Raw genomic sequence first — 12807 nt, forward strand, 5'->3', positions numbered from 1 at the left:
GGACGCCGCCGGTCACGACCTTGTCGTGCGCGGCCGCGGCCGCCCGCAAGCTCGCGGCGCCGTCAGGACGGAAGCTCGATCTCGGCGACGGCGTTGCGGACGATCTGCTTGCCGTCCTGCTCGGCTACGAGATCGATTACGGCACGGCCCTCTGCCACCTCGCGGACGCTGCCGCTGACCACGATCTCCTTCTCGGGAAGACCCATCCCCCGGAACTGCACCGAGAGGCGCTTGAGACGGCGCGGATCGTCCCCCGCTGCCTGTTCGACCGCGCGCGCGACCTGAGCCATCGTCCACAAGCCGTGAAGGATGTTGCCGGGCAGCCCGACGTTGCGAGCGAACTCTGGGTCGATGTGGATCGGGTTGAAGTCGCCCGAGGCGCCCGCGTAACGGTGCGGCAGGTAGCGGTCGGGCGTGACGCGCAGCTCCTGGATCTTCTCGCCAGCCTGCAGAGCCATCTACGAAACCCCCCGCACGATGTTGGTCCAGAGGCCGCGCACGACCTCCTCGCCATTCTGGTTGACCGAGCGCGTCTCGAAGACATAGAAGCCCATCCCGCCGCGCTCGTAGATCTCCTTGCAGGTGGTCGTCGTGGTGATGACATCGCCGGAGCACACCGGCTCGCCCCACACGAACTCCTGACCACCGTGCACCATCATCGCGAAGTTCATCCCGACCTCGGGGTCGAGGATCGCCGGGGCGACCGCTCCCGCACTGAACACCACGCAGAACATCGGCGGCGCGACGATGTCGCGAAAGCCCGCCTCGCGGGCCTTGGCGCGGTCGAAGTAGATCGGGTTGGTTTCGCCGACTGCCTGCGCGTACTCGCGGATCTTTTCCTTGCCGACCTCGTACTCGTACGGGTCCCAGGTTTTGCCTACGGCCTTGGTGTCGACCGGCATCTTCCCTCCGACTGTCCGTCAGGTTGCGGCGCGGCAGTGTATTGGAGCTCGCGCCGGAGCGCAGCGCCAAGCCGCGAGCACGACGGGCACGCTGCCGTGGGGCGCTAGGCGGCGTCGCGCAGTGCCTGCGCTTCGGCGAGCGAGGCGAGCTTGCGCAAGGTCTGCTCTTCTAGGCGCCGCACTCGTTCGCGCGGCATGCGCAGGACGCGAGCGACCTGGTCGACGGTGCGCGGCTCCTGGCCGCCGAGCCCGAACCGCAACTCGATCACGCGGCGCTCGCGGTAGCTCAGGTTGGCGAGCAGCGCCGCGAGGCGCTCGCGCAGCACCGTCCGCGCGGCGGCCTCGAGCGGCGAGGTGGCGCGCTCGTCGGGGATCAGCTCGCCGAACTGCGCCGAGTCGCTTTCGTCGCCGACCGGCTTGTCGAGCGACACGAGCGGCTGCGACGCCCGCAAAAGGAGCTCCGCCTCGGCCAGCTCGACGCCGGCTTCGGCGGCAATCTCCTCAATCGTCGGTTCGCGGTTGCCAGCCGCCTCGAGCTTGCGTCGCGCGCCGTCGAGACGCTTGAGGACGTTGTCGACGTGAATGGGGATGCGGATCGTGCGTCCCTTGTCGGCGATCGCTCGCGCAATCGCCTGGCGGATCCACCACGTGGCGTAGGTCGAGAACTTGTAGCCGCGGCGCCAATCGAACTTCTCGACGGCGCGCACGAGGCCGATGCAGCCCTCCTGGATCAGGTCGAGGAAGGGCAGGCCTTGGTTGCGGTGGCGCTTGGCGATCGAGACGACGAGGCGGATGTTGGCGCGGATCATGTGGTCCTTGGCGGCGAGATCGCCGCGCTCGATCCGCTTCGCAAGGGCCACTTCCTGCTCGGCAGTGAGCAGAGGCGTTTTGGCGATCTCGTCGAGGAAGCGCTGCAGCGAGTCGACGGTTGCGGGCTCCTCGGCCGGAAGGGTGCGCAGCGCACTCGCGAGCGCGCTAGCTCCCTCGCCGCTCGTCTCGCTATCGGCAGCTTGGTCGGCACCCGCCGCGGAGCCGATCAGAGCATCGAGCTCGTCGAGACCGCTGTCGAAATCGCCGAGCTCCGCGGCCAGCTCTTCGCCGCCCTCCCCCTCCTCGTGATCGTCGACCAGCGCCAGCTCGCGCAGATGGGTTTCGCTGACGTCGGTGATCTGTTCGCGAACGCTCACGGGCGCGACGTTAAGAGTCGGCCCTAAGCGCTACCTAAACGCCCGCCGCGCCCTGGGCGCGCCAGGCGCGCGGCACGTCAATCGGAGCGTCCGTCGCCCGACAGTTCGAGCACGGCAAGGAACGCCTCCTGCGGCAGCTCGACACGCCCGACCTGTTTCATCCGCTTCTTGCCCCGCTTCTGGCGCTCGAGCAGCTTGCGCTTGCGCGTCACGTCGCCCCCGTAGCACTTGGCGGTCACGTCTTTGCGTAGCGGTTTCACGGTTTCGCGCGCGATCACCTTCGAGCCGATCGCCGCCTGGATCGCGACCTCGAACTGTTGGCGCGGGATGCGCTCGCGCAGGCGTTCGCAGATCAGGCGCCCAGAGGGGTACGCCTTGTCCTTGTGGACGATCATCGAGAGCGCGTCGACGCGGTCGCCGGCGAGCAGCACGTCGAGCTTGACGAGATCCCCGGGACGCGGCTCGAGCAGCTCGTAGTCGAGCGAGGCGTACCCGCGCGTGCGCGACTTGAGCTGGTCGAAGAAGTCGAGCACGATCTCGGCGAGCGGCAGGTCGTAGCGCAGCTGGACGCGCTCCGGCGAGAGGTAGTTCATGTCGACGTGAACGCCGCGGCGCTCCTGGCAGAGCTCCATGACGGCGCCGACGTGCTCGCGCGGACAGACGATCGTGGCGCGCACATAGGGCTCGCGGATCTCGGCGATGCGGGCGCGATCAGGCATCTCGGCGGGCGAGCGCACGGTCACGACACTGCCGTCGGTGAGCTCGACCTCGTACGCGACGTTGGGCGTGGTGGCGAGGAGCTCGAGGTCGTACTCGCGCTCGAGCCGCTCGCGCACGATGTCCATGTGCAGAAGGCCGAGGAAGCCGCAGCGGAAACCGAAGCCGAGGGCCTCGCTGGTCTCGGGCTCGTACTGCAGGGCGGCGTCGTTCAGCGCCAGCTTGTCGAGCGCGTCACGCAGGTCCTCGAACCGGTCGGATTCCACCGGGAACAACCCGCAGAACACCATCGGCTTGACCTCGCGGTAGCCGGGGAGCGGCTCGCTGGCGGGACGGCGGCGGCTCGTCAACGTGTCGCCGACGCGCATCCTCTGCACATCCTTGACGCCCGTGATCACGTAGCCGACCTCGCCGGCGACGAGACGCTCGGCGGGCTGCATCTCGGGACGCATGAAGCCGATCTCGGTGATCTCGGCCTCGGTCTGCGTCTGCATCGCGAGGATCGGCTCGCCGCGCGCGAGCTCGCCCTCGACCACCCGCACGTAGGCGACTACCCCACGGTACTGGTCGTACTGCGAGTCGAAGACGAGCGCCCGCGCCGGCAGCGATCGGTCGCCTGTGGGCGGCGGGATGCGCGCGACCAGCGCTTCCAGCAGATCGTCGACGCCCTGGCCCGTCTTGGCCGATACGCGAACCACCTGGTCGGGGTCGTCGCCGAGCAGGTCGGCGAGCTCCTGGGCGACACGGTCGGGCTCGGCGCCGGGAAGGTCGATCTTGTTGACAACCGGGATCAGTTCCAGGCCGGCGTCGATGGCGAGATAGGTGTTGGCGAGCGTTTGCGCCTCGATGCCCTGGGAGGCGTCGACCACCAGCAGCGCGCCCTCGCAAGCCGCGAGCGAGCGCGACACCTCGTAGCTGAAGTCGACGTGCCCCGGCGTGTCGATGAAGTGGAGGTGGTATGTCTCGCCGTCGCGGGCGCGGTAGTCGCAGCGCACCGCCTGCGCCTTGATCGTGATTCCCCGTTCGCGCTCAAGCTCCATCGAGTCGAGGAGCTGGGGGCGCGCGTTGCGGGGGTCGACGGCACCGCAGCGTTCGAGGATGCGATCGGCGAGCGTCGACTTGCCGTGGTCGATGTGGGCGATGATCGAGAAGTTGCGGATGTTGCGTGCAGCCTCGGCCAAGGCGCCGTGAGTATGCCCGCGCGGCGCGCGAGCGCGCCACCTCGCGACGGCGAGGGTTGCGATGTTCAGCCTGTGCGCCGCAAAAGCGCCCAGACCCGGTCGATCTCGCGCACGCCGAGCAGCCGGCAGAGAGCCAGGTAGACGATCCCCCCGGCGCCGCATGCCGCCACCACAGCGACCGCTTGCGCCCACACCGCTCGCCCGATCAGCGCGTCGAGCTCGCTCCAGACGAGCCAGGAGCAGAGGGCAAGCGCCGTGGCGCTTGCGACCATCCGCGTCGCGGCGGCGGCGGTGCGCCAGCCCTCGATGCCGGCAAGCTCGCGCCGCAACACCGCGCCCTGCCAGAGGCACATGACAATCGTGCCGGCGACCGTGCCGAGCACGATCCCGGCGATGCCGAACGGCCGGTGGAGCGCCGCTGCGACAGCGGCGTTGACGGCCAGGTTCGCCAACGAGAGGGCGGTGGTCAACCAGGGCCGCTGAAGGCTGAAAAAGGTGCGCGAGAACAAGAGGCTCACGCCCTGCGCCGGCAGCGACAGTGACCACCACACCATCGCCGTCGAGACGAGCTCTGTCGCCTCGGCGTCGAAGGAACCGCGCTGGTAGACGAGGCGGGTGATCGGCTCCGCGAGCACCGCCATCAAAACAGCGCTCGGTATCAGCAGCAAAAGCACCTGCCGGACGCCCTCGCCGAGCCAGGCGCGCAAGCGCTCGCGGTCACCACGGGCGGCGAGGCGCGAGAGCGTCGGGAAGAGGATCGTCGCGATCGAGATCGAGAACAGGCCCTGGGGGAGCTGGTAGATGCGGAACGCCTTGTCGATCGCGGCCGGCACCGCGTCGGAGACGAGGGTGCCGAACAGCGAGTCGATCAAGAGCGACAGGTTGATCAGCCCGAGCGCCACCGTTACCGGCAGCATCAGTTTGAGGACCCGCCACACGTAGGGGTCGCGGAAGGCGAAGGCGAAGCCGAGTCGGCCGCCGCGCCCCCGCAGCCACGGCAGCGGTAAGAGCAGCTGCACGATCGTGCCGGCGAGGATGCCGATCGCGTAGGCGTAGATGCGGTCGTCGGCCGGCAGCGCCGGCGTGAGCGCGACAAGCGCAGCGATGATCACCGCGTTCCAGGCGACGGGCGCAAGCGCAGGAACGGCGAAGTGGTCGAATGCGTTGAGGATGCCGACAACGAGACCAGTGAGCGCCAGCAGCAGGACGATCGGGAAGAGCAGACGGGCAAGCGTCACGGTCAGATCGGCGAGCGCCGGGTCGTTCGCGAAGCCGGGCGCGAACAGCGCCATCACCGGCCTCGCGAAGACCACGAACAGCACCGTCAGCAGGCCGAGCACGACAACGATCAGGGCCGCGAGCGTCGACGCGACACGGAATGCGCGCCGGCGCTCGCCGCGCTCCAGAAGCTCCGTGAAGACGGGCACGAAGGCGCCCTGCAGGGCCGAGTCAGCGAACAGCGCGCGCACGAGGTTCGGCACTTGGAAGGCGATCGTGAAGGCCGACATCGCGCCGCTGACGCCGTAGAGGCTCGCAGCGATCACCTCGCGCACAAGCCCCAGCACGCGCGACAGACCCGTGGCGACCGAGAAGAAGAGGGTGGAGCGCACCACGCGCCGGGCGTGGCTGCGGTCGGTGGCGTCACGCCCTGCTGGGCGGGTGCCGGTCGCTGGCTCCGTTTCGGCAGGTGGCTGTCCACCGACGCCGTCGCGCTGCTCTTGTTTTGGTCGCGCTCGGTCCACTTCGATCGCTTCTCTGCCGAGCCCCGCCCGGTCGCGGGGCGCTCGCGCCGCGCTACACTACGCGCCCGCTGCGCGGTCGGGCTCCCGCCGGGGTTCCTCCGCCGCGATCGAGCGCCGCACGGGCTTGGCGTCCTGTCGGGTTCTCGGTCGCGAGGTGTCGGCTTTCGCACCGGCTGCGCGCGCGAACTAGCTCCACCAGATTCATGGCCAACATCGCGTCGCAAAAAAAACGGATCCAGCGCTCGGAGCGCGAGCGCCGAGAGAACCGCTTCCGCATCTCGCAGGTGCGGACCTGGTTCCGCCGTCTCGAGCAAGCGGTCGCGACCGGCGACGCTGCCGCTGCCGAGAGCGAGTATCGGCAGCTGCTGTCGAAGATCGACAAGGCCGTCAAGAGCGGCGCTCTCCATCGCAACGCCGGTGCGCGCCGCAAGTCGCGCGCCGCGCGTATCCGCGCGCGCCTCGGCAACTAAGCGGCGCAGCCAGGACGCCACGGCGACAAACGTACGCCGTAGCGCGTTACGGCAGCCGGGCACCACACGTCAGGGCGCCACGGCCACGGCGCGTCCCTCGCAAAGGTGCGAACGCCAGGTCGGAGCCCGAGCACCTACCGCCCCGGCGGCCGCGGGTCGTGGCCGGGTTCGCTCGAGCCGTCAGTTCGCGGCCGTCAGCTCGTGCACGGCGCGCACGAGCGCTCCGCGCGCGTCGGGAGCGCGGGCGGGGCGGCCGCCTCTCGTCTCGAGCTCGAGGGCGTGAAGCCGCACCAAAGTGTGCTCCAGCTGCTCGGTCTTGCAGCGCCGCGCAGCCTGCAGGAGACGTTTCGCGCGCCAGCCGCTGACTGCGAGCGCGCGTGCGACCTCCTGGTCGGTGCGACCACGGTCGAGCAATCGCCTGACGGCGAGCAGCTCGCGGGCACGTCTCGCCAGGGCCGGCAGGATGCGTGCCGGGTCCTCGCCGCGAGCCAGCAGATCCTCGGCCAGGTAGGAGGCACGTTCGCCGCGCCCAAGCGCGATTGCGTCGGCTAGCGACCAAACGCTCTCCTCGCTGTCGTCGGGAGCGAGCGCGCGCACCAGCGTCGCGTCGACGCGACCGTCGTCCGCGGCGAGAGCGAGCTTTTCCAGTTCGCGCTCGAGACGCATGCGGCTCGGACCGCAGCGGGCTACGAGCTCCTCGGCTGCGTCGGCTGCGAGCGCCAGTCCGAACTCGCGCGCCCGGGAGCGCAGCCAGGCTGGGAGCTGCCACGGTTTCGGCGCCTCGTAGAGCCGTACTTCGCCGCCCGCTTCGGCGACCGCGCGCTCGAGCGCTTGCGGCACGCGCGGCGCGCGCGCCAGCAAAAGCACGACGGTGTCCGGCGCAAGCGCGGCGAGAGCCCTGGCGAGTGGCTCGATCTCGGCAGCCCGGCACTGCTCGAGGCGATCGACGACGACGTAGCGCCGTCCGCCGAGCAGCATCGGCGAGGCGAGCTCGCCGGCCAAAGCGCGCAGGTCCGTCTCCGCCGCCTGGCGCGTCTCGAGCTCCGCGCCCTCACGCCGCGCACGCTCGTGCAGCCGCCGGCGCCACGCCTCGACGCGCGGTTCGTCGTCGCCGTAGACGAGATATGCCGGCTTCAGCTCGGCGATGGCGCGAGGCTAGCGGTGGCGGCGGCGCTCGGTTGCGACGTGCAGCCCCTCCGCGTCAGCGGTCACACGCACGGTGCCGTCGCGGTCGGTGCGAAAGACGGCGGCACCACTCCGCGCTAGTGCCGCCAGTGTGCTCGGTACGGGATGACCGAACGGATTGCGCGCGCCGACCTGGACGACGGCGACCTCTGGCCGCGCCCGCGCGAGCACAGCGGGCAGGCCTGGATCGCCGCTGCCGTGGTGCGGCACCTTGAGGACGTCGACGTCCCCGATCGGCAGCAGACGTAGCGCCTCGCTCTCGGCGTCGCCCGAGGTCAAAAGCACGAGTCGGCCGACGTGCACGAGCGCGACGACCGCGCGCTCGTTGGGGTCGGACGGTGATGGCACGCTGGCGGGCCGCGCCCGCGGCCACAGCACGCGGATGTGGATCTTGCCCACGCGCAGTTCGCGGCCTGCGCGAGCGGCGACCACCGCGGCGCCGCGGCGCCGCGCCAAAGCGACCGCCGCTCGGTACGAGCGGTCGCGGGTGCTGTCGCCACCGTCGAGGATGAGCCGCGGGCGGAGGGTGCGCACCACCTCGGCGAGACCACCGTGGTGGTCGCGAGCGGCGTGGCTGGTGGCGACCGCGTCGAGCCGGCTCACGCCCTCGCCGCGCACGCGGCGCGCTACCCGCCCCTCGGGTGGCCCGGTGTCGAAAAGAACGCTCGCACCGGTGCCGTCTTGCACGAGTACGGCGTCGCCCTGACCGACGTCGAGGAAGGAGATCGTCGGTCGCTTCGCGGGCTGCGGACCGCGCAGGTAGAGAGCGGTGGCGGCGGTGTAGGCGAGGAGAACGAAGAGCGCGAATAGCGCCACCGGTCGCACCGCCGGGTGGCGGTCGCCGTGCCGTGGGACCCTGCTCGCGACCGGACGTCCAGCGGCTGCCGCACGAGCGGCGGCGACCGCGACAGCGGCTAACGCGAGCGCGCACAAAGCAGCCACCGCAGCCGTCGCCGGAGAAACCGCTTCGGCGCCCGGCGGTGGCGTATCGCCGATGGCGAGCTGGGGAACGACGGCGAGGGTCGCGGCGGTCCACTCGAGATGACCGAGCGCGAGCTCGAGCGGTGGTGCGGCTACCAGCGCCACGGCGTCGGCGAGCGGCGCAGCGGGCGCCCCGAGAGCGCGCAGCTGTCCCGCAGCCGCTACGACCGTCGCTGCCCACATCGCTGGCGCCACCGCTGGGAGCGCGACGACGTTGGCGGCGAGCGTCGCTAGCGGCAACGATCCGAACGTCGCGCACGCCACCGGAGCGGTGGCGACGGTCGCAGCGACGGTCATCGCCACGCCGCTGCGCAGACCGCGGCCGAGCGCAGCGACAATCCGCTGTGCCAGCGTCGATGCGCGCGCACGCCCTGCGCGCAGCTCGAGCGTTCGTTCTAGCGGGCGGCCAAGCAGGAGCAGGCCCGCTACGGCCGCGAACGACAGCTGCCAGCTCGCCGAGTGGATCTGGCGGGGGTCGAGCGCCAGCGTCACGCAGGCGGCGAGCGCGAGCGCGTGCAGTCCCGCGCGGGGTCGGGCCGCGGCTTGCGCAACGAGCGCGGCGATGCCCATCACGGCGGCGCGCTGAAGCGGGGTGCCCGCGCCGGCGAGGGGAACGTAGACGACGATCGCTGCAGCGGCGAGCAGACGCCGCGGCCACGTGCGGGGAAAGATCAAGGCCGCCAGCGGCCAGACCAGAGCCACCAGCAAAGCGACGTTCTGCCCCGACACGGCGAGCAGGTGGCCGAGCCCGGTGGCGCGAAAATCGTCGCGGACGCGCGGGTCGATGCGCTCGTCGAGGCCGAGGATCAAACCGGCCGCAAGCTCGGCGCGGTCGCCCGGCAGCGCCCGCTGGAGCTCGCGGAGCGCGCGCAGCCGGGCGCGATCCAAGGTGCCCGCGATGCCGCCCCGGCGCCCGATCGCGACGAAGCGCGTCGCGTAGAGCACAGCTGCAGTCCCTACCGGCAGCTCGCCACCGCGGCCGCCCGTGCGGCGCACACGGCCTTGCACCTCGACGACGGCGCCGAAAGGGAGGTCGCGTGCGCTGTGCGTCGGTGTGCGCACGACGATCTCGCCGCCGCTGCCGACCCCCGCGACTATACGAGCGCGCATGCGCAGGCCGGGGCCGCTCGGACGGGGCCGCTCAAGCAGAACGACCCTGCCCCGCCACGCGCCGACGCCGCCGCTCGCGCGGTAAACGTCCAGCTCGCGCACGGGCGCCTCGAGAGTGTCGAGGCGCACGACGCCCACCAGCGCGGCGAGCGTGCCGGCGGCCGCGACGAGCACAAGCCCCCCGACTCTCGCTGGACGCACGCATGCGGCGAGCATGGCGAGGCTCGCCACCAGCGTCGCTGCCACGGCCGCCTGCAACGCGAGACCGAGACCGCTGGCGGCTAACCCTGCGGCAGCCGCGACGAGCGCAAGCGTTCCGAACGGCACTGGGGCGCCGCCGGCCACCGTCGCGCTAGGAGCCCGCGCGACATCTGCGGCTGTGTCACGCGACGCCGAAGCTCGACCGCGACGAAGCTGCACCAACCGGGATTCAGTGCGCCAGTTGCCGGCGCAGCGTCTCGAGCCGTTTGTCGCCGATCCCCTCGACCTGCGCCAGGTCGTCGAGCGAGCGCAGGACGCCGCGGTCGCGGGCCGCGACGATGCGCCGGGCCAGGGTCGGACCGATCCCGTCCAGCTGCTCGAGCTGCTCAGCGGTGGCGCTGCTCAGGCTGAGCTTGCCCGCCGCACCCCCCGCCCCGCTCGCTGTGCCGCCCGCAGCACCTCCAGTGCCGACGGACGCACCGCCGTTCCCCGTTAGCCCCGCACTGCCGCCTGCCGCAACTGCCCCGCCTGCGGCACCACGGCGCGGGACGACCAGCTGCTGACCGTCCTCCAGGCGCGCGGCGAGATTGACCGCCGCGAGATCGGCGGAGCGCAGCGGCCCGCCCGCGAGCGAGAGCGCGCGCGCCGCGATCGAACCGGCGGCAAGCTTGTAGACGCCAGGGCGGCGGACGGCGCCTACGACGTGCACCCAGACGGTGCGTCCCTCGGGACGATCGCTTGCGACCCGGATCGGCGCCGGATCGCGCCCGCCTGGCTCACCATTCCTCGAGAGCACGTATACGGCGAGCGCGGCGAGCAGGAGAGCGCCGGCGATGGCGAACCACCGGCGCACGTCGAGCTCGCCCCGGTCGAGCGAACCAGCGTCGCAGGGGGCTGTGGCGAACGCACCCGAGGCGAACGGTCGCTCGCCGAAGGAGCCGGCGTCGAGCGGGTGTCTCTCGTACGTTGCGCGGTCGGGACCCACACGGCGACGCTACGCTGCGGCGCGTTACGGCGGCGTCGCGTCCGCAACGCGCTAACCACGAAAGCGAGAAACGGCCTCGCGCGAAACGGCGTTGCGCGAAGTCGGCCCTACGCGCAGTCGGCGGCCACGACCCGCAGCGTGCGCACGCTGCGATCGGCGGGTCCGCGCACTGCCCCGCCGCGCTCGAGCGTGGCCCGCACGTAATCGAGCGCCGCGCGTTCGATCCGCTCGCCTGGCAACACGTTCGGGATTCCGGGTGGGTAGGCGGCGAGCGACTCGGCGGCGACGCGACCCACGGCCTGTTCGAAAGGCACGATCTCGCTAGGCGCGAAAAACGCCTCGCGCGGCGTCATCACGAGGTCGCCCCAGCGCGGCGGGGGCGTGAACCCTTGACCGCCGCGGTCGCGACCCCGCCCGAGCTCGGCGACCGCCCGCGCCAGTGCCGCCACCAGGCGATCGGCGGAGTCCTCTGGTTCGCCCACTCCGAACGCGGCGACGACGATCGTGTCGGCGCACAACTCGAGGTGCACGTCGCAGAGCGAGCGCAACAGCGCCGAGATCGTGAACCCGCTCGCACCGGTGCCGCGCACGTCGATCATCAATCGCAGCGGATCGAGCGCTGCGACGCTCGCGCGACCGTCGAGCGAGCGCACGACGCTGAGACCCGGCAAGCGCTCGACGCCAGCGCGCGCCCGCTCGACGGTCGCGAGCGTGGCGGCGAGCGCGTCGCGCCCGCGCGTCGCGACGAAGCGCCGCGCAGCGTCGAGCGAGCCGACGAGCAGCGAGTTAGGGCTCGTCGACTCGACCGTCGTCACGCAGCGATCGACGACATCCTCGTCGAGTAGCGACTCGCGCCCCAAGTGCAACATCGCCGACTGGGTGAGGCTGCCGACGCTCTTGTGGGTGCTCGACACAACAAGATCGGCGCCGAGCTCGAGCGCCGAGGGCGGCAGCTGCTCGTGGAACCCGAGGTGCGCTCCCCAAGCCTCGTCGACGACGATCGGAACGCCGCGCGCGTGGCTGCGGCGGCAGAGCTCGGCAACGTCGGCGACGGCGCCGTAGTAGGTCGGCGACACCACCACCACACCGGCCGCACGGGGAGCCGCGTCGAGCGCGCGTTCGAGCGCTTCCGCCGTGACGCAGTGGGCAATGTGGAGCTCGTCGTCGATCTCGGGCTCCACGAAGATCGGGCGCAAGCCGGAGAGGATGAGAGCGTCGATCGTGCTCGAGTGGGCGTTGCGCTGAACGATCACCTCGCGACCGCGATGCGCCAGTGCAAGTAGCGCAGCGTGGTTGCCCTGCGAGGCGCCGTTGATCAGAAACCAGGTGCGCTTTGCCCCCCACACTTCAGCAGCCAAGCGTTGGGCGCGATCGAGAGCGCTTGGCCGCTCGCCAGCGTCGATCCCAGGAATGCCCGGCGGAATGTCGAGCTCGAAGGCCTTACGACCGAACACCCCGACGGCCTCAGGATCGGTGCCGTAGCCCCCCTTGTGTCCAGGCACGTTGAGACGCCCCGGGTTTCGCGCCGCATACGCCCTGAGCGCCTCGAGATAGGGCGCGCGCTCTTGCGCCGACGGTGCCGCAGGCGCAGTGTCGCCGCTAGAGGTGTCGGTACTTACGACCGGCCTTGGCACAAACGGCGAGTGTACGTAAGCGCGCCCTCGACGGCTTCAGCCACGGAGTTGGCGACGGTAACGCCAGGCGCGAGCATCCGTTCGCCTCCGCCATCCGGCAGCGCCCGCTCGAGGCGCCAAGTAGCGAGCCCGAACACCGGTTTGCCCGCCTTCAGCGCCAGCGCGATCTCGGAGAGCGTGCCGTAGCCCCCGCCGATCGCCACCAGCGCGTGAGCGGCCCGGACCACGAGAGCGTTGCGAGCTTCGCCGAGGCCGGTCGGGATCGCGATCTCCACCCACGGGTTGGCGTCCCGGGGATCGCTGCCCGGGAGGATCCCGACGGTCGTGCCGCCGGCGCCGCGCGCTCCCCTACAGGCTGCCTCCATCACGCCACCAAGCCCCCCGCAGACCAGGATCGCTCCCCCAGCGGCGATCAGACGCCCCGCCTCCTCGGCTACCGCAAGCTCGGCGGGGGTCGCCTCTCCCGGCCCGACGACCGCGACAGCCGGACGCGCAGCCATTGCCGCTCCCCG

11 protein-coding genes are annotated in these 12807 nt (G+C 71.3%); 1 reads left to right on the forward strand and 10 read right to left on the reverse strand.

Features of this window, described 5'->3' with window-relative positions:
• Positions 1-62: 62 nt before the first annotated feature.
• From JDY09_RS06130 to murJ, 5 genes are all read right to left on the reverse strand, one after another.
• Positions 63-458: a MaoC/PaaZ C-terminal domain-containing protein gene (locus JDY09_RS06130; protein ID WP_274716046.1), complete on the reverse strand. Its 396-nt coding sequence runs from the start codon at positions 456-458 to the stop codon at positions 63-65.
• Entirely contained in the window at positions 459-902 is a 444-nt protein-coding gene (locus tag JDY09_RS06135) for a MaoC family dehydratase N-terminal domain-containing protein (protein WP_274716047.1), read from the reverse strand. It lies immediately after the preceding gene.
• A 104-nt stretch (positions 903-1006) separates the two neighbouring features.
• Positions 1007-2089 (reverse strand): sigma-70 family RNA polymerase sigma factor, encoded by a 1083-nt coding sequence (locus tag JDY09_RS06140; protein WP_274716048.1) that lies wholly within the window; start codon positions 2087-2089, stop codon positions 1007-1009.
• 77 nt (positions 2090-2166) lie between these two features.
• The gene (gene lepA / locus JDY09_RS06145; protein WP_274716049.1) at positions 2167-3987 is read right to left on the reverse strand and encodes a translation elongation factor 4; all 1821 of its coding nucleotides are present in this window, start codon (positions 3985-3987) and stop codon (positions 2167-2169) included.
• Positions 3988-4052: 65 nt separating this feature from the next.
• The gene (gene murJ / locus JDY09_RS06150; protein WP_274716050.1) at positions 4053-5729 is read right to left on the reverse strand and encodes a murein biosynthesis integral membrane protein MurJ; all 1677 of its coding nucleotides are present in this window, start codon (positions 5727-5729) and stop codon (positions 4053-4055) included.
• 203 nt (positions 5730-5932) lie between these two features.
• Between murJ and rpsT the strand changes: the two genes are divergently transcribed.
• Positions 5933-6199: a 30S ribosomal protein S20 gene (gene rpsT / locus JDY09_RS06155; protein ID WP_274716051.1), complete on the forward strand. Its 267-nt coding sequence runs from the start codon at positions 5933-5935 to the stop codon at positions 6197-6199.
• A 180-nt stretch (positions 6200-6379) separates the two neighbouring features.
• Here rpsT and holA read toward each other — a convergent pair whose 3' ends face one another.
• The 5 genes from holA to JDY09_RS06180 all read right to left on the reverse strand — a co-directional run bounded on the left by holA (position 6380) and on the right by JDY09_RS06180 (position 12795).
• Positions 6380-7345 carry a DNA polymerase III subunit delta gene (gene holA, locus JDY09_RS06160; RefSeq protein ID WP_342455272.1) on the reverse strand — a complete coding sequence of 322 codons (966 nt, stop codon included), beginning with the start codon at positions 7343-7345 and terminating at the stop codon, positions 6380-6382.
• A 9-nt stretch (positions 7346-7354) separates the two neighbouring features.
• Entirely contained in the window at positions 7355-9820 is a 2466-nt protein-coding gene (locus JDY09_RS06165) for a ComEC/Rec2 family competence protein (RefSeq protein WP_274716052.1), read from the reverse strand.
• An 85-nt stretch (positions 9821-9905) separates the two neighbouring features.
• Positions 9906-10661 carry a helix-hairpin-helix domain-containing protein gene (locus tag JDY09_RS06170; RefSeq protein WP_274716053.1) on the reverse strand — a complete coding sequence of 252 codons (756 nt, stop codon included), beginning with the start codon at positions 10659-10661 and terminating at the stop codon, positions 9906-9908.
• A gap of 107 nt (positions 10662-10768) precedes the next feature.
• Positions 10769-12295 (reverse strand): aminotransferase class I/II-fold pyridoxal phosphate-dependent enzyme, encoded by a 1527-nt coding sequence (locus JDY09_RS06175; protein ID WP_274716054.1) that lies wholly within the window; start codon positions 12293-12295, stop codon positions 10769-10771.
• The gene (locus JDY09_RS06180) at positions 12277-12795 is read right to left on the reverse strand and encodes a TIGR00725 family protein (protein ID WP_274716055.1); all 519 of its coding nucleotides are present in this window, start codon (positions 12793-12795) and stop codon (positions 12277-12279) included. The genes JDY09_RS06175 and JDY09_RS06180 overlap by 19 nt, the downstream gene beginning before the upstream one ends.
• Positions 12796-12807 lie beyond the last annotated feature (12 nt).

It is taken from the genome of Thermoleophilum album (genome assembly GCF_028867705.1).
In the GTDB taxonomy this organism is placed as follows: Bacteria; Actinomycetota; Thermoleophilia; order Solirubrobacterales; family Thermoleophilaceae; genus Thermoleophilum.

Coding starts and splice junctions, on each gene's coding strand:
- rpsT (WP_274716051.1), top strand. CDS start 5,933: ATGGCCAACATCGCGTCGCAAAAAAAACGGATCCAGCGCTCGGAGCGC.
- JDY09_RS06180 (WP_274716055.1), bottom strand. CDS start 12,795: ATGGCTGCGCGTCCGGCTGTCGCGGTCGTCGGGCCGGGAGAGGCGACC.
- JDY09_RS06135 (WP_274716047.1), bottom strand. CDS start 902: ATGCCGGTCGACACCAAGGCCGTAGGCAAAACCTGGGACCCGTACGAG.
- JDY09_RS06130 (WP_274716046.1), bottom strand. CDS start 458: ATGGCTCTGCAGGCTGGCGAGAAGATCCAGGAGCTGCGCGTCACGCCC.